General features: G+C 71.3%; 14 protein-coding genes. 7 read left to right on the forward strand and 7 right to left on the reverse strand.

The annotated features are described in order from the left end of the window. Window position 1 precedes the first annotated feature (1 nt). A complete protein-coding gene (locus ABID77_RS06150; RefSeq protein ID WP_429592334.1) occupies window positions 2-1,096 on the reverse strand; it encodes an ABC transporter ATP-binding protein in 1,095 nt (364 codons plus the stop codon). 36 nt (window positions 1,097-1,132) lie between these two features. Continuing rightward, window positions 1,133-2,818 carry a glycerol-3-phosphate dehydrogenase gene (gene glpD, locus ABID77_RS06155; RefSeq protein ID WP_429592337.1) on the reverse strand — a complete coding sequence of 562 codons (1,686 nt, stop codon included), beginning with the start codon at window positions 2,816-2,818 and terminating at the stop codon, window positions 1,133-1,135. A gap of 110 nt (window positions 2,819-2,928) precedes the next feature. Here glpD and ABID77_RS06160 point away from each other — a divergent pair, with 110 nt between their 5' ends. From ABID77_RS06160 to ABID77_RS06170, 3 genes are read left to right on the forward strand one after another with little or no spacing between them, the layout of a single operon-like run. Further along, window positions 2,929-3,699: a DeoR/GlpR family DNA-binding transcription regulator gene (locus tag ABID77_RS06160; RefSeq protein WP_429592340.1), complete on the forward strand. Its 771-nt coding sequence runs from the start codon at window positions 2,929-2,931 to the stop codon at window positions 3,697-3,699. 25 nt (window positions 3,700-3,724) lie between these two features. Then, complete coding sequence (gene glpK, locus ABID77_RS06165) at window positions 3,725-5,218, forward strand: glycerol kinase GlpK (RefSeq protein ID WP_429592343.1); 1,494 nt, start codon at window positions 3,725-3,727, stop codon at window positions 5,216-5,218. Window positions 5,219-5,231: 13 nt separating this feature from the next. Beyond that, complete coding sequence (locus tag ABID77_RS06170) at window positions 5,232-5,660, forward strand: VOC family protein (protein WP_429592347.1); 429 nt, start codon at window positions 5,232-5,234, stop codon at window positions 5,658-5,660. Here ABID77_RS06170 and ABID77_RS06175 read toward each other — a convergent pair. Further along, window positions 5,641-6,903: an SUMF1/EgtB/PvdO family nonheme iron enzyme gene (locus ABID77_RS06175; protein ID WP_429592350.1), complete on the reverse strand. Its 1,263-nt coding sequence runs from the start codon at window positions 6,901-6,903 to the stop codon at window positions 5,641-5,643. The genes ABID77_RS06170 and ABID77_RS06175 overlap by 20 nt on opposite strands. Window positions 6,904-7,050: 147 nt before the next feature. Between ABID77_RS06175 and ABID77_RS06180 the strand changes: the two genes are divergently transcribed. From ABID77_RS06180 to ABID77_RS06190, 3 genes are all read left to right on the forward strand, one after another. Beyond that, entirely contained in the window at window positions 7,051-7,590 is a 540-nt protein-coding gene (locus ABID77_RS06180; protein ID WP_429592353.1) for a TRAP transporter small permease subunit, read from the forward strand. A gap of 80 nt (window positions 7,591-7,670) precedes the next feature. Then, on the forward strand, window positions 7,671-9,206 hold the full coding sequence (locus ABID77_RS06185; protein WP_429592356.1) for a TRAP transporter large permease: 1,536 nt from the start codon (window positions 7,671-7,673) through the stop codon (window positions 9,204-9,206). Next, window positions 9,203-9,718 carry a hypothetical protein gene (locus ABID77_RS06190; protein ID WP_429592359.1) on the forward strand — a complete coding sequence of 172 codons (516 nt, stop codon included), beginning with the start codon at window positions 9,203-9,205 and terminating at the stop codon, window positions 9,716-9,718. Before ABID77_RS06185 ends, ABID77_RS06190 begins: the two co-directional genes overlap by 4 nt. 190 nt (window positions 9,719-9,908) lie before the next feature. Here ABID77_RS06190 and ABID77_RS06195 read toward each other — a convergent pair whose 3' ends face one another. The 4 genes from ABID77_RS06195 to xseB all read right to left on the reverse strand — a co-directional run bounded on the left by ABID77_RS06195 (window position 9,909) and on the right by xseB (window position 14,174). Further along, a complete protein-coding gene (locus tag ABID77_RS06195) occupies window positions 9,909-10,988 on the reverse strand; it encodes a TRAP transporter substrate-binding protein (RefSeq protein ID WP_429592362.1) in 1,080 nt (359 codons plus the stop codon). Between the two features lie 136 nt (window positions 10,989-11,124). After that, window positions 11,125-13,020 carry a 1-deoxy-D-xylulose-5-phosphate synthase gene (gene dxs, locus ABID77_RS06200; protein ID WP_429592365.1) on the reverse strand — a complete coding sequence of 632 codons (1,896 nt, stop codon included), beginning with the start codon at window positions 13,018-13,020 and terminating at the stop codon, window positions 11,125-11,127. Window positions 13,021-13,032: 12 nt separating this feature from the next. Then, on the reverse strand, window positions 13,033-13,950 hold the full coding sequence (locus ABID77_RS06205) for a polyprenyl synthetase family protein (RefSeq protein ID WP_429592368.1): 918 nt from the start codon (window positions 13,948-13,950) through the stop codon (window positions 13,033-13,035). Continuing rightward, the gene (xseB, locus tag ABID77_RS06210; RefSeq protein WP_429593320.1) at window positions 13,947-14,174 is read right to left on the reverse strand and encodes an exodeoxyribonuclease VII small subunit; all 228 of its coding nucleotides are present in this window, start codon (window positions 14,172-14,174) and stop codon (window positions 13,947-13,949) included. The genes ABID77_RS06205 and xseB overlap by 4 nt, the downstream gene beginning before the upstream one ends. Window positions 14,175-14,485: 311 nt before the next feature. Here xseB and ABID77_RS06215 point away from each other — a divergent pair, with 311 nt between their 5' ends. Further along, window positions 14,486-15,631 carry an aromatic ring-hydroxylating oxygenase subunit alpha gene (locus ABID77_RS06215; RefSeq protein ID WP_429592371.1) on the forward strand — a complete coding sequence of 382 codons (1,146 nt, stop codon included), beginning with the start codon at window positions 14,486-14,488 and terminating at the stop codon, window positions 15,629-15,631. The last annotated feature ends 29 nt before the right edge of the window (window positions 15,632-15,660 follow it).

The raw sequence follows: 15,660 nt of genomic DNA on the forward strand, positions 1-15,660 counted from the left end.
GTCAGTGGCCCTTGCGCCAGCGCGGCGCGACCATCAGCCGCCCGGCGGCGTCGAAGACGTGCGCGCGGCGCGCGTCGACGTGCAGCGCGAGCGGCGCGCCCAGCTCGAAGCGGTGCACCCCGGTGAGCTGCGCCACCAGCTCGCCGACGGCCGTGTGCACGTGCACGAAGGTGTCGGAGCCGGAGATCTCGGCCAGCTCGACGCGGCCCGGCAGCGCGACGTCGCCGGGCGCCGCCTCCACCTTCAGCGCGCTCGCGCGCAGGCCGACCGTCAGCGCCTCCGGCGCGCTCGCCGACCGCGCCGCGGCATCGAGGGGCGGCGTCACGTCCAGCAGCGGCCCGCCGGCCAGCCGCACCCCACCCTCGACCGCCGTGGCGGCGATCAGGTTCATCGGCGGGTCGCTGAAGGCGCGCGCCACGCGCAGCGAGGCCGGCTCGTGGAACACCTCGGAGGTCGGCCCGTACTGCAGCAGCTCGCCGGCGTCCAGCACCGCCGTGTGGCCGCCCAGCAGCAGCGCCTCGCCGGGCTCGGTGGTGGCGTAGACGACGGTCGAGTCGCCGCTGGCGAACAGCTGCGTCAGCTCCTCGCGCAGGCCCTCGCGCAGCTTGTAGTCGAGGTTCACCAGCGGCTCGTCGAGCAGCATCAGCGGCGCGTTCTTGGCCAGCGCGCGCGCCAGCGCCACGCGCTGCTGCTGGCCGCCGGAGAGCTCGGCGGGCAGGCGCTGCAGGAACATGCCGATGTGCAGCTTGTCGGCCAATGCGCGCACCCGGGCGTCGACGTCCTTCTCGCCGCGCAGGCGCAGCGGCGAGGCGATGTTGTCGGCCACCGTCAGCGAGGGGTAGTTGATGAACTGCTGGTAGACCATGGCGACGTTGCGCTCGCGCACCGGCCGGCCGGTCACGTCCCGGCCGTCGACGCGCACCGTGCCGGTGGTGGGCGCGTCGAGACCGGCCATCAGGCGCATCAGACTGGTCTTGCCGGCCTGGGTGGCGCCGAGCAGCACCGTCACCGCGCCGGCGCGCGGCGCGATGCTCTGCTCGTGGAGCCAGGTCTGGGCGCCCACCCGCTGGGTGACGCGCTCGAGTGTCAGTTGCATCGCCTCGTTCCTCCGTTCGCTTCGTCGTCTCTGGTGCTAGTCGCCCGCGGGCGCCGGGTCCGTCGCGTGCCGCTCCAGCCATTGCCCGACCGCCGCGCGCTGTTCCGGCGTGTAGCGCAGGCCCAGCTTGGAGCGGCGCCACAGCGCGTCGTCGGCCGTGCGCACCCACTCGTGGGCCTGCATGAAGCGCAGTTCGCGCTCGTACAGGCCGGGCGCGACCTCGGCGCCCAGGTCGGCCGGCGACGCGGCGTCGCCCAGCAGGTCGGCGATGCGGGCGCCGTAGGCGTGCGCCAGCCGGCGCGCGAGCGCCGCGTCGAGCCAGGGATGGCGTGCCTGTACGGCGGCGATGAAACGCTCGAACTCCTCCACCGGCCGCGAGCCGCGCCGGCGCGGTCCGATCCAGCCCGACAGGTCGCCGCCGGCGAGGAAGGCGCCGGCGGTCCACGCCGGGCGCTGCGCGGGCCCTCGACCCAGCAGGGTCCCGACCTCGTCGGCGGCGTCCTCGGCCAGCTTGCGGAAGGTGGTGATCTTGCCGCCCCACACCGACAGCAGCGGCGCCCCGGCGGTGTTGGCCTCGAGCAGGTAGTCGCGCGTGACGGCCGACGGGTCGCCCGAGGCGTCGTCGAGCAGCGGCCGCACGCCGGAGTAGGTCCAGACCACGTCGGCCGGCGTCACGGGCCGCTCGAAATAGCGGCTGACCTGCTCGCACAGGTAGGCGATCTCCTCGGGGCTGGCGCGGGCCGCGCCGGGGTCGTCGCTCCGGACCTCGACGTCGGTGGTGCCGATCAGGGTGAACGCGTCCTCGTAGGGGATCGCGAAGATGATCCGCTTGTCGGGGTTCTGGAAGATGTAGGCATGGTCGTGGTCGAACAGGCGCCCGACCACGATGTGGCTGCCCTTGACCAGCCGCAGGCTCTTGGTGGCCATGGTCTCGCCGCGGGCCGACTCGGCGACGCCGCGCAGGAAGGCCTCGGCCCACGGGCCGGCCGCGTTGACGACGGCGCGGGCGCGCACGGTGCGCGCGCCGGCCGGGCCGTCGAGCGTGGCGGTCCAGCCGTCGGCGGTGCGCACGGCGCGGGTGCAGCGCGTGCGCGTCAGGATCGTGGCGCCGTGGTCGCGCGCGTCGATGGCCGTGAGCAGCACCAGCCGGGCGTCGTCGACCCAGCCGTCGGAGTAGACGAAGCCGCGCCGGAAGCGCGGCTTGAGCGGCCCGCCCGCCGGATGGCGCCGCAGGTCGATGCCGCGCGAGCCCGGCAGCACCTCGCGCTTGGCCAGGTGGTCGTAGAGGAACAGGCCCATGCGGATCATCCAGGCCGGCCGCGTCGCCGGGTCGTGCGGCATCACGAAGCGCAGTGGCCACATGATGTGCGGCGCGCTCTTGAGCAGCACCTCGCGCTCGCGCAGGGCCTTGCGCACCAGCGAGAACTCGTAGTACTCCAGGTAGCGCAGGCCGCCGTGGATCAGCTTGGTCGACGACGAGGAGGTGTGCGAGGCCAGGTCGTCCTGCTCGCACAGCGTCACGCGCCAGCCCCGGCCGGCCAGGTCGCGGGCGATGCCGCAGCCGTTGATGCCGCCGCCGATGACCAGCACGTCGCAGTCGTCGGCATCGGATCCGGGGGCTTGGCGCACGGGAGCGGTCACGGTGGAGGGAGGGTTCGAAGCGATGACGGAAGACGGGGGAACGGCACGCGCCGGATCGCCGGCGCTTTCGTATTCATTCATTCTGTTTCCTTTGGGCGCGATTTTTCTCATAGCTTTCCCTTAGAGCGATTCGTTTTCGTTCGTTCTAAAGTAACGCGCATTTCGCTCGCTTGCCCCACCCTTCGCTCCACGTGAACACCAATCCCCGCCAGATCAAGCTGCTCGACATCGTGCGCGGCCGCGGCTCGGCCACCGTCGAGCAGCTCGCCGAGATGCTGGGCGTGACCCTGCAGACGGTGCGGCGCGACGTGCAGCGCCTGGCCGACGACGGCCTGCTCGCGCGCTTCCACGGCGGCGTGCGCCTGCCGGGGCTGTCGACCACCGAGAACATCGCCTACCCGCAGCGCGCCTCGCTCCACGCCGACGCCAAGACCCGCATCGCGCGCGCCGTGGCGGCCTGCGTGCCCAACGACTGCTCGCTGATCCTCAACATCGGCACCACCACCGAGGCCATCGCCCGGCAGCTGATGCGCCACGCCGGCCTGCGCGTGATCACCAACAACCTCAACGTGGCGACCATCCTGAGCGGCAACACGGCCTGCGAGGTGATCGTGGCGGGCGGCTCGGTGCGCTCGCGCGACCGCGCCGTGGTGGGCGAGGCGACGATCGACTTCATCCGCCAGTTCAAGGTCGACATCGCGCTCATCGGCGTCTCCAGCATCGAGGCCGACGGGTCGCTGCGCGACTTCGACCTGCGCGAGGTGAAGGTGGCGCAGACCATCATCGCGCAGGCCCGCGAGGTGTGGCTGGCGGCCGACGCGAGCAAGTTCAACCGGCCGGCCATGATCGAGCTGGGCACGCTGGCGCAGATCGACCGGCTGTTCACCGACGCCGCGCCGCCCGCGCCCTTCCCCGAACTGCTCGAGCGCGCCGGCGTGCGCTGCGAGATCGCCGGCGCCTGATGGAACACCCGGAGACACCCTCGCCATGACCTACCTGCTCGCCCTCGACCAGGGCACCTCCAGCTCGCGCAGCATCGTGTTCGACGACCGGGGCCGCATCGTCGCGGTGGCGCAGAAGGAGCTGACGCAGATCTATCCGCAACCCGGCTGGGTCGAGCACGACCCGCAGGAGATCTGGGCCGGCCAGCTCGCCACCGCGCGCGAGGTGCTGACGAAGGCCGGGCTGGCGGCGCGCGACATCCGCGCCGTGGGCATCACCAACCAGCGCGAGACCACCGTGCTGTGGAACCGCCGCACCGGCCAGCCGGTGCACCACGCCATCGTCTGGCAGGACCGGCGGGCCGAGCCCCTGTGCGCGCGATTGCGCGAGGACGGCGCGGACGCGCTGATCCGCGAGCGCACCGGCCTGGTCGTCGACGCCTACTTCTCCGCCACCAAGCTGCGCTGGCTGCTCGACCACGTGCCCGACGCCCGCGCGCAGGCCGAGCGCGGCGAACTCGCCTTCGGCACCGTCGACAGCTGGCTGATCTGGCGGCTCACGGGCGGCCGGGTGCACGTCACCGACGTCAGCAACGCCTCGCGCACCATGCTCTTCGACGTCCACCGCAACCGGTGGGACCCCGAGCTGCTGGCGCTGCTGGACATCCCGGCGTCGCTGCTGCCGGCGGTGCGGCCGTCGAGCGCGCACTTCGCCGACACCGACGCCGACCTGCTCGGCGCCGCGCTGCCCATCGGCGGCGTGGCGGGCGACCAGCAGAGCGCCCTGTTCGGCCAGGCCTGCTTCGACGCCGGCATGGCCAAGAACACCTACGGCACCGGCTGCTTCCTGCTGATGCACACCGGCGAGGCCTTCCGGCCGTCGCGCAACGGCCTGCTGGTGACCAGCGCCGCGCAGACCGACGCGCGGCCGCGCTACGCGATGGAGGGCAGCGTCTTCGTCGGCGGCGCGGTGGTGCAGTGGCTGCGCGACGGCCTGAAGGCCATCCAGGGCAGCGCCGAGGTGCAGTCGCTCGCCGAGAGCGTGCCCGACGCCGGCGGCGTGATGATGGTGCCGGCCTTCACCGGGCTGGGCGCACCCTACTGGAACGCCGAAGCGCGCGGCGTCATCACCGGCCTGACACGCGGCACCTCGGTGGCCCACATCGCGCGCGCCGCGCTGGAGAGCATCGCCTACCAGAGCGCCGCGCTGCTGCAGGCCATGAGCCGCGACGCGGTGGCCGGCGGCGGCGCGCCGGTGACCGAACTGCGGGTGGACGGCGGCGCCTGCGTCAACGACCTGCTGATGCAGTTCCAGGCCGACCTGCTGGGCATCCCGGTGGTGCGGCCCGAGGTCGTCGAGACCACCGCGCTGGGCGCGGCCTGCCTGGCCGGCCTGTCCTGCGGCGTCTTCGCCGACACCGCCGAGCTGTCGACGCTCTGGCGCGTCGAGCGGCGCTTCATCCCGACGATGGAACGCGCCCAGGCCGAGGAGGCGATGGCGCGCTGGGAGCGGGCGGTGCGGCAGGCGACGGCGCTGTAGACGGAGCCGACGCATGCCGGGACTGCTGGTCAACATCGACGTGCCGGACCTGCAGCAGGGCCTGGACTTCTACACGGACGCGCTGGGCCTGCGCATCGGGCGCCGCTTCGCGGGCGGCGGCGTGGTCGAACTGCGGGGCGCCGACGTGCCGATCTACCTGCTCGAGAAGGCGTCCGGAACACCGATCGGCCCCGCGGGAGACGACACGCGTCGCTACCGGCGGCACTGGTCGCCCGTGCACCTCGACTTCGTGGTCGACGACCTCGACGCGGCGATCGCGCGCGCGACGCGTGCCGGAGCGGTGCAAGAGGGAGTGACTTCCGACGAGCCCTTCGGTCGGCTGGCACTGTTCGCCGATCCCTTCGGCCACGGTTTCTGCCTGGTCGAATTCAGTCCGCTGGGCTACGACGCGATCGCGGAGGTCACACCGCGCAGGTCCTGAACCCCACGAAGCCCTCGTCCCACGCTGGCAGCGCGAAGCCGCGCCGCTGCGGCGAACGCAGGCGCGCGTGCGTGGCGAGCGAGGCGCCGCGCAGCACGCGGGCGTGGCCGAAGGCCGGGCGCGGGTCGAGCGCGGTGCCGGCGCTCCACGGATCGGGCCGGAACTCGGGCCAGGGGCGCAGGACGTTGGCGGTCCATTCGTGCACGTCGCCCCAGCGGAAGCCATGGTGCGCGGCCGCCTGGGCGGCGATCTCCCATTCCACCTCGGTGGCCAGACGGCGGCCGGCCCAGCGCGCCCAGGCGTCGGCCTCCCACCAGTTCAGGTGGACGGCGCTGCGGTTGCCGGCCAGGCGCACGGCACGGCCGAAGCGGCGCTGCGTGACGGCGCCGCCGGTGCCCTGGTGCGCCACGCCGATGTGCTCGACGTGGCGCGGCGCGCGCCGGCCCTCGGCCTGCCGCACCAGCCACTCGGCGCCCTCGGGACGCCAGAATTCGAGGCGGTCGTAGCCGCCGTCGTCGACGAACTCGGCGAACTGCGACCACGTCACGGGCTGGGCGTCGATCTCGAAGGCCGGCACCTCGACCTCCTGGATGCCGCATTCCTGCGCGAAGGCGAAGCCCTCGTCAGAGCGGCCGAGCGCCCAGGCGGTCGCGGGCAGCGGCACGGCGTCGCGCGGCAGCAGCGGCGCGTCGAGCGGCAGGTCCAGCGGCAGCCCGAGCGTCTGCGCCCGCACGACCAGCTCCTCGCCGCAGAGGTCCTCGTGGAAGAGCGCGAGCCGGTAGAAGTAGAGGCCGGCGTCGGTCTCGACCGCGCGCTCGAGCATGTCGAGCGTGTTCTCCAGCGTCTCGAGCAGGTAGGCGCGCGTGGTGTCGGCGTCGGGCAGCACGCCGGGGAAGGCATGCGCCGGGCCGGCCGGCCGCTGCGCCCACCAGGCATCGGCACGCGGCTCGACGGAGGCCAGCCGCGTCGGCCGCGGCGAGCAGGCCAGGCCGAAGGCGCGCTGCGTGTTGCGGGCGATCCACCACTCGCTGAACCAGCCGGCGTGGCCGGCGAGCCACAGCGCGTCGGGCGCGTCGGCGCACAGGGACAGCAGGTGCAGGGTGCGGTTGCGCGCGTCGATCAGGGCCAGCGAGAGCAGTTCGCGCCCGGCGGCGCGCATGTCGGGACCGTCGATGCTGCGCGGGTGGGCCGGGCGCGCCCGGCCGGGCGGTGGAGGAGCCGTGGGGTCGGGTGCGGGGGGCATCGGCGGATTATGTTCCCGGGGTCGCTCTCAGGGAAAACCCGTCGATGGTTTGTCGGCACCAACGCGGGTGCGGGGGCTACCATCGCGGGCTTTGCGCGGCGTTGTCCGACAACGCCCGGCGCCCACATCGCCCCGGAGACCTCCACCTTGTCCGCACTCCTTCGATTCGCGACCCTCATGGACTGGGTCAGCGAGAAACTCGGCAAGATCGCCGGCGTCACCGTGCTGGCCGCCTCGCTGATCTCGGCGGGCAACGCGCTCGTGCGCTACGGCTTCGACTTCAGCAACAACGCGTGGCTGGAGATCCAGTGGTACCTCTTCGCCGCCACCGTGATGCTGGGCGCGCCGGTGGTGCTGCGCTTCAACGAGCACGTGCGGGTCGACATCGTCTACGGCAAGCTCAAGGGCAACGGCCCGGTGTACGTCGACCTCTTCGGCCTGACCTTCTTCCTGCTGCCGGTGATGGGCCTGATGACGTACCTGACCTGGCCGTTCTTCCTCAACATGTTCCAGACCAACGAGATCTCCGGGAACATCGGCGGCCTGGTGCGCTGGCCGGCGGCGCTGCTGATGCCGGTGGGCTTCGGCACCATGTTCCTGCAGGGCGTGGCCGAGATCGTCAAGCGCGTGGCCTACCTGCGCGGCGACATCGAGATGAGCACGCACTACGAGAAGCCGCTGCAATGATCGCCGCCGCCACGCCGCCACGCCGCGTCGCCGACGCCCTCCCCGCCGACATCGCCTGACCCCCGCGAGAGCCTCCCAAAATGCACATGGAAAATTTCGCCCCGCTGATGTTCGCGGGGCTCGTGGTGATCATGCTGATCGGCTTCCCGGTCGCGTTCTCGCTCTCCGCGCTGGGCCTGCTCAGCGGCTTCGTCGCCATCGAGATGGGCTGGTTCCCGGCCGGCTTCATGGCCAACCTGCCGCTCAACGTCTTCGGCATCCTGTCCAACGAGACCCTGCTGGCGATCCCCTTCTTCACGCTCATGGGCGCGGTGCTGGAGAAGTGCGGGCTGGCCGAGGACATGCTCGACTCGATGGGCCAGCTCTTCGGCCCGGTGCGCGGCGGCCTGGGCTACTCGGTGATCATCGTGGGCTTCGTGCTGGGCGCCATCACCGGCACCGTGGCCGGCCAGGTCATCGCCATGGCCATGATCTCGCTGCCGATCATGATGCGCTACGGCTACGACATGCGCTACTCGACCGGCGTGCTGGCGGCCTCGGGCACCATCACGCAGCTGGTGCCGCCCTCGCTGGTGCTCATCGTCATGGCCGACCAGCTCGGCACCGACGTCGGCCAGATGTACAAGGGTGCCTGGGGCCCGTCGATCCTGCAGGTGCTGATCTTCGCGGCCTACACCTTCCTGGTCTCGCGCCTGCGCCCCGGCCACGTGCCGGGCCTGCCGCCCTCGGCGCGCACGCTGCACGGCTGGGCGCTGTGGGGCAAGTGCCTGCGCGGCATCATCCCCTCGGCGATCCTGATCTTCGCGGTGCTCGGCTCGATGGGCGGCCTGCCCTTCATGGACCACGCCATCGCCACGCCGACCGAGGCCGGCGCGATGGGCGCGGTCGGCGCGCTGATCCTGGCGGGCATCCACGGCCGGCTGACCTGGTCGCTGCTCAAGGACGCCATGGAGGGCACCATGCGCATGACGGCGATGGTGGTGTTCATCCTGATCGGCTCGCGCGTCTTCTCGCTGGTGTTCCAGGGCGTGGACGGCGCGGTGTGGATCGAGCACATGCTCTCGGGCCTGCCCGGCGGCCAGATCGGCTTCCTGATCGCGGTCAACGTGTTCGTCTTCTTCCTGGCCTTCTTCCTCGACTTCTTCGAGATCGCCTTCATCATCCTGCCGATGCTCGGCCCCGTGGCGCACAAGCTGGGCATCGACATGGTGTGGTTCGGCGTGCTGCTGTGCGTGAACATGCAGACCTCGTTCATGCACCCGCCCTTCGGCTTTGCCCTGTTCTACCTGCGCGGCATCGCCGACACCCTGTTCAAGAACGGCGCGCTGCCGCGCAAGGTGGAGTCGCGCGACATCTACCTCGGCGCCATCCCCTGGGTGGCGATGCAGCTGCTGCTGGTGGGCATCGTGATCTTCTTCCCGCAGACCGTCACCGTCTTCCTCGACAAGGCCGTCGTGGTCGACACCGACAAGGTGCAGCTGGAGATGCCCACCGAGGGCCAGCAGCCCGACAGCGGCAACATCGACATGGAGAACCCGTTCGGTACCTCCGAGCCGGGCCAGAACGCGCCCGCCACGCCCGCCGCACCGGAGCCGGAACCGGCGCCGCCGCGGTGACGGCATCCGATCCCGTGGCGCCGCATCCGGACGGCGCGCCGGCGACGGCCCCCGCGGAGGCCGCGCGGCCGGTGCTGGAGAGCCCGGCCTATCCGGTGTTCCTGCGCGTGCTGTCGGTGGTGATCGTGGTCGACGTCGTCGGCTTGGCGCTGTGGAGCCTGCCGGCCCTGCGCGCGGCGACGTGGTCGGCCGGCAGCCTGGCGGTGCTGGCGCTCGCGGGCGTCGGCGTGGTGTGGATGGGCGCCTGGGTGGTGCGCAGCCGCACGCGGCTCGACGGCGACGTGCTGACCCAGACCTGGCTCTGGAACCGCCGCGCGCACGCCGGCGAGGTGGTGCAGCTCAAGCTCGTGCACTGGGCGCCGCTGCAGAAGGTGATCGCGCCGCGCCTGCTGGTCAAGCGCCGCAACGGCGCCATCGGCTGGTTCCAGTCGGCCGACCCGGCCCTGCTCACCGCCTTCGCGCAGCGCGTGGGCGAGCACGCCGGGCGCGCCATGCTGCCGCCGCGCGCCTGAAACGAGAAAAGCCCCGCCGATGCGACCGGCGGGGCCTTGGAATCCGTTCCGGAGAGCGCCCCGCGCCCCTCGCTTCAGAAGCTGTGAAGAAATCGTTGTCGAGCAGGCCCGAGGTCGCATCGAGGACCGCAGCCGTACTCACGTACGGCGAGGACCGCAGGTGCGAGATCGGGACGCGCAGAAGATTTATTCACAGCTTCTGCTGCTGCATGAAGCGGTCGAAGGTGCCTTCGGTGAAGCGGAACCAGGCGTTCTGGTCGGCCAGGAATTTCGCGTAGTCGGGGTAGATCTTCTTCCACTCCGGGTTGGTGTTGTTCAGGCCGGCGTAGATCTCCTGGGCCGACTTGAAGGCCGCGTTCATCACGTCCTGCGGGAACGGCCGCAGCTTGGTGCCCGAGCCCACGAGCTGCTTGAGCGCGACGGGGTTGCGCGCGTCGTACTTGGCCGTCATGGTGATGTTGGCGTGCGAGGCCGCCGCTTCGACCACCGCCTTGTACTCGGACGACAGCCCTTCCCATGCCTTGGTGTTGATGTAGAAGTCGAGTTGCGGGCCGCCTTCCCACCAGCCGGGGTAGTAGTAGAACGGCGCGACCTTGTTGAAGCCGAGCTTCTGGTCGTCGTAGGGGCCGACCCACTCCAGCGCGTCGAGCGTGCCCTTCTCCAGTGCCGGGTACAGGTCGGCGCCGGGAATGGACTGCGGGATCACGCCGAAGGGTTCCAGCACGCGGCCGGCGAAGGGGTTGGTGCGGAACTTCAGGCCCTTGAGGTCAGCGACCGACTTGATCTCCTTCCGGAACCAGCCGCCCATCTGCGCGCCGGTGTTGCCGCCGGGCAGGTTGATGATGTTGTACTTGGCGTAGAACTCGCGCATGAGCTTCAGGCCGTTGCCCTCGTACATCCAGGCGTTCATCTGGCGGGTGTTGAAGCCGAAGGGCACCGCGCAGCCCAGGCAGAAGGTCGGGTCCTTGCCGTAGAAGTAGTAGGGCGCCGTGTGCGCCATCTCCACCGATGCGTTCTGCACGCCGTCCACCACGCCGAAGGCCGGCATCAGCTCGCCACCGGCATGCACCGAGATCTGGAACTTGCCGCCGGTCATGTCGCTGACCTTCTTGGAGAACACCTCGGCCGTGCCGAAGATGGTGTCCAGCGACTTGGGAAAGCTCGAGGCCAGACGCCAGCGCACGGCCGCCTGCGCGTGCACGGCCGGTGCGATGCCCGCGGCCAGGACGCCGGCGATGCCCGCGTGCTTGATGAGGGAACGACGATCCATGGGGAATTGACTCCGAAATAGCGAGGGGGAAAAGAAAAACGCGGCCAGAGCCGCGTTCCAGACCTTGTGGGCCGGCGCCATTGTAAAAAAGCGCATCCACCCGATCGCCCGGGGTTTACCCTGCGGATTTCCCCGCTCAGGACAGGGCCGCCGAGGCCGCCGCCGCGGGCGCGGCCACCGGCGTCGCGATGCCGAATCGCTCCTCGACGGAGCGCGCGATGCCCGCCGCGTCCAGCCCCAGTCCGGCCATCAGCCGCACCGGATCGCCATGCTCGACGAAGACGTCGGGCAGGCCCAGCACCAGCACCGGCCGCACGATGCCGGCCGCCTGCAGCGCCTCCAGCACGGCACCGCCGGCACCGCCCGTCATGGCGCCCTCCTCCAGCGTCACCAGCGCCTCGTGCGCGGCCGCGACCTGCAGCAGCAGCTCGACGTCCAGCGGCTTGGCCCAGCGCATGTTGACCACCGTGGCGCCCAGCGCCTCGGCGGCCTCGAGCGCCGGGTGCAGCAGCGTGCCGAAGCACAGGATCGCGATGCGCGAGCCCTCGCGCCGGACCTCGCCCCGGCCGAAGGGCAAGGCGTCCAGCGTGAGCGCGGGCGCGACGCCGGCCCCGGCGCCGCGCGGATAGCGCACCGCCACCGGATGGTCCTGCTCGTAGGCGGTCGTCAGCAGGCGCCGGCACTCGGCCTCGTCGGCCGGGCAGGCGATGCTCATGTTCGGGATGCAGCGCAGGAACGGGATGTCGTAGGCGCCCGCATGCGTGGCGCCGTCCGCGCCCACCAGGCCGGCGCGGTCGAGCGCGAAGACCACCGGCAGGTTCTGGATCGCGACGTCGTGGATCAGCTGGTCGTAGGCGCGCTGCAGGAAGGTCGAGTAGATGGCGACCACCGGCTTGAGTCCCTCGCAGGCCAGACCCGCCGCGAAGGTCACGGCGTGCTGCTCGGCGATGCCGACGTCGTGGTAGCGGCCGGGGAAGCGTCGCTCGAACTCGACCATGCCCGAGCCCTCGCGCATCGCGGGCGTGATGCCCACCAGCCGGCCGTCGTGCGCGGCCATGTCGCACAGCCAGTCGCCGAAGACCTGCGTGAAGGTCTGGCGCGGCGCCGTCTGCGGCTTGACCAGGCCGATCTGCGGGTCGAACTTGCCCGGCCCGTGGTAGGCCACCGGATCGGCCTCGGCGAGCTTGTAGCCCTGCCCTTTCTTCGTCACGACGTGCAGGAACTGCGGGCCGTCGAGCAGGCGCAGGTTCTCCAGCGTGGGCACCAGCGAGTCGAGGTCGTGGCCGTCGATCGGGCCGACGTAGTTGAAGCCGAACTGCTCGAACAGCGTGGCCGGCACGACCATGCCCTTGGCATGCTGCTCGAAGCGCTTGGCCAGCTCGAACAGGGGGGGCGCCGCGCGCAGCACGCTCTTGCCGACGTTCTTGGCGGCGGCATAGAAGTTGCCGCTCATGAGCTGCGCCAGGTAGCGGTTGAGCGCGCCCACGGGCGGGCTGATCGACATGTCGTTGTCGTTCAGGATCACCAGCAGCTTGCAGTCGGACACGCCGGCGTTGTTGAGCGCCTCGAAGGCCATGCCCGCGGTCATGGCGCCGTCGCCGATGATGGCCACGGCGTGGCGGTCCTCGCCCTTCTGCTTGGCCGCCATGGCCATGCCGAGCGCGGCCGAGATGCTGGTCGACGAGTGGGCGGTGCCGAAGGTGTCGTACTCGCTCTCGCTGCGCTGCGGGAAGCCCGAGATGCCGCCCTGCTGGCGCAGCGTGGGCATGCGCTCGCGCCGGCCGGTGAGGATCTTGTGCGGGTAGGTCTGGTGGCCCACGTCCCACACCAGCCGGTCGTGCGGCGTGTGGAAGACGTGGTGCAGCGCGACGGTCAGCTCGACCGTGCCGAGGTTCGAGCTCAGGTGGCCGCCGGTGCGAGAGACGTTGTCGAGCACGCAGGCGCGCACTTCGTGGGCCAGCTGCTTGAGCTGATCGCGGTCGAGGGCGCGCAGCGCCGAGGGGTCGTGGATGGTGGGGAGCAGCTCGGCCATGTGTGGTTGTCTTTATCGGTCGCGGTCGACGACCATGTGTGCCAGCGCGCGCAACGCGCCGGTGTCGTCCAAGCCGCTGCCTTCCAGCGCGGCCAGCGAGCGTTCCAGCAGGGCGGCGGCCTCGGCGCGGGCGCCGTCCAGGCCCAGGAGCGAGACGTAGGTCGGCTTGTCGGCCGCGGCGTCCTTGCCGGCGGTCTTGCCCAGGGTCTGCGAGTCGGCGGTGACGTCGAGGATGTCGTCGACGACCTGGAACGCCAGGCCCAACGCCGCGCCGTAGTCGCGCAGGGCCCGGGCCGCGGCGGGCGCGACGTCGGCGGTGGCGCAGGCCACGCCCATCTCCACGCTGCCCTGCAGCAGCGCGCCGGTCTTCAGCCGGTGCATCTCGCGCAGCCGGCCCTCGTCGAGCGTCACGCCCACGCTCGCCAGGTCGATCGCCTGCCCGCCCGCCATGCCCTGGCTGCCGGCGGCGCGCGCCAGCAGCCGGCACAGCGTGGCCTGCATGCGCGGCGTGACCGCCGGCTCGTCGTCGGGCGTCAGCAGCTCGAAGGCCAGCGCCTGCAGCGCGTCGCCCGCGAGCAGGGCGCCGGCCTCGCCGAACCGGACGTGCACCGTGGGCTTGCCGCGGCGCAGGACGTCGTTGTCCATCGAGGGCAGGTCGTCGTGGACCAGGGAGTAGGCGTGGATGAGTTCGGTCGCGCAGGCCGCGCGCAGGGCGGCGGCGTCGCTGCCGCCGACGGCTTCGCCCGCCGCCAGCACCAGCAGGGGCCGCAGGCGCTTGCCGCCGCCGAGCACCGCATAGCGCATGGCGTCGCCCAGTTGCGCGGGCGAATCGACGCCGACCCAGCGCGACAGCGCGTCCTCCACGCGTGCCAGGTGCGGCGCGCTCCAGGCGGCCAGCCGCTGCGCCGTCCAGGCGCCCTCGGCGCTCATTCGGCCGACCACGGCTTGAGCGTGCCGGCGTCGAGCACCTTGATCTGGTCCTCCACCGCCTGCAGCCGGTCGCGGCAGTGCGACAGCAGGAAGGCACCGCGCTGGTAGCTCACGAGCAGCCGGTCGAGCGGCAGCTGGCCCGATTCGAGCTCGTTGACCAGCCGTTCCAGTTCCTGCAGGCCGGCTTCGTAGCTGGCCGGCGGGGTGACGTCGGCCGACGGCACGGCCGGGACCGCAGCGGAGGCGGAGGTGGGATCGACGGGCTTCGCCGGGCTCGCCGGAGCGGTTCCGACGACGGAGGATGGCGACTTGGGCATGCGTGGGGAGTCTGGATGGAACCTGGAGGTAAGCCGAACATTTTAGGGCGCCGCCGCATTGCGGACCCGGCGGGTACAATGCCCCTCCCCTGCCGGTCCCCGCCGGCATCGTTCCTCGCGGTCGCCGCCCTTCTCCGCTCCAGGGCCTGACGGGTTCGCCAGCGACACCTTCCTTCTCCTTCTTTTCTCTCCCTGTGGGGAGCTTGGTCAGGTCACCCATGTCTGATTTAAGTCTTCAACTGCAGAAGGCCCAGAGCCAACTTCCGGTTTCCGCGTACTTCGACGAGGCGCTCTACGCCCGCGAACTGCATACCCTCTTCGCCAACGGTCCGCGCTACGTCGGCCATCGGCTGGCGGTGCCCGAAAGAGGCGACTTCCACACGCTGCCCCAGGAGCACCAGGGCCGCGCACTGGTCCACACGCCCAAGGGCGTGGAGCTGATCTCCAACGTCTGCCGCCACCGGCAGGCCACGATCCTGCAGGGCCGCGGCGCGCTCGACGCGGGCGCCGGCGGCAACATCGTCTGCCCGCTGCACCGCTGGACCTACGCCGCGTCGGACCCGCGCACCACCGGCACGCTCATCGGCGCGCCGCACTTCGCGCAGGACCCGTGCCTGAACCTCCACAACTATCCGCTGGAGGAGTGGAACGGCCTGCTGTTCGAGAAGAATCGCGACGGCAGCGGGCGCGACGTGGCGGCCGACTTCGCCGGCCTGGGCCCGCGCGCGGACCTCGACTTCTCCGGCTACGCGCTCGACCGCGTCGAGCTGCACGAGTGCAACTACAACTGGAAGACCTTCGTCGAGGTCTACCTCGAGGACTACCACGTCGGCCCGTTCCATCCCGGCCTGGGCAGCTTCGTCACCTGCGACGACCTGCGCTGGGAATTCGCGCGCGATTTCTCCGTGCAGACCGTGGGCGTGGCCAACCGGCTCGGCCGCGCCGGCAGTCCGGTCTACCAGAAGTGGCAGGAGCAGCTGCTGCAGTACCGCGACGGCCAGCCGCCCAAGTACGGCGCCATCTGGCTGACCTACTACCCGCACGTGATGATCGAGTGGTATCCGCACGTGCTCACGGTGTCGACCCTGCATCCGGTCGGTCCGCAGAAGACGCTCAACATGGTGGAGTTCTTCTACCCCGAGGAGATCGTCGCCTTCGAGCGCGAGTTCATCGAGGCCCAGCAGGCCGCCTACATGGAGACCTGCGTCGAGGACGACGAGATCGCCGAGCGCATGGACGCCGGGCGCCGCGCCCTGATGCTGCGCGGCGACAACGAGACCGGCCCCTACCAGAGCCCGATGGAAGACGGCATGCAGCAGTTCCACGAGTGGTACCGCCGCGAGATGGCGCAGTCGCTCGCATGACGCGGCGCACGCCGCGCGCCGGGGCCTGA

The organism is Variovorax sp. PvP013 (assembly GCF_050435945.1).
GTDB lineage: Bacteria > Pseudomonadota > Gammaproteobacteria > Burkholderiales > Burkholderiaceae_C > Variovorax.

Excerpts from the sequence above, each read along its gene's own strand:
- ABID77_RS06150 (WP_429592334.1), bottom strand. The coding sequence starts at position 1,096 with ATGCAACTGACACTCGAGCGCGTCACCCAGCGGGTGGGCGCCCAGACC.
- glpD (WP_429592337.1), bottom strand. The coding sequence starts at position 2,818 with ATGAATGAATACGAAAGCGCCGGCGATCCGGCGCGTGCCGTTCCCCCG.
- glpK (WP_429592343.1), top strand. The coding sequence starts at position 3,725 with ATGACCTACCTGCTCGCCCTCGACCAGGGCACCTCCAGCTCGCGCAGC.
- ABID77_RS06170 (WP_429592347.1), top strand. The coding sequence starts at position 5,232 with ATGCCGGGACTGCTGGTCAACATCGACGTGCCGGACCTGCAGCAGGGC.
- ABID77_RS06175 (WP_429592350.1), bottom strand. The coding sequence starts at position 6,903 with ATGCCCCCCGCACCCGACCCCACGGCTCCTCCACCGCCCGGCCGGGCG.
- ABID77_RS06185 (WP_429592356.1), top strand. The coding sequence starts at position 7,671 with ATGCACATGGAAAATTTCGCCCCGCTGATGTTCGCGGGGCTCGTGGTG.
- ABID77_RS06195 (WP_429592362.1), bottom strand. The coding sequence starts at position 10,988 with ATGGATCGTCGTTCCCTCATCAAGCACGCGGGCATCGCCGGCGTCCTG.
- dxs (WP_429592365.1), bottom strand. The coding sequence starts at position 13,020 with ATGGCCGAGCTGCTCCCCACCATCCACGACCCCTCGGCGCTGCGCGCC.
- ABID77_RS06205 (WP_429592368.1), bottom strand. The coding sequence starts at position 13,950 with ATGAGCGCCGAGGGCGCCTGGACGGCGCAGCGGCTGGCCGCCTGGAGC.
- ABID77_RS06215 (WP_429592371.1), top strand. The coding sequence starts at position 14,486 with ATGTCTGATTTAAGTCTTCAACTGCAGAAGGCCCAGAGCCAACTTCCG.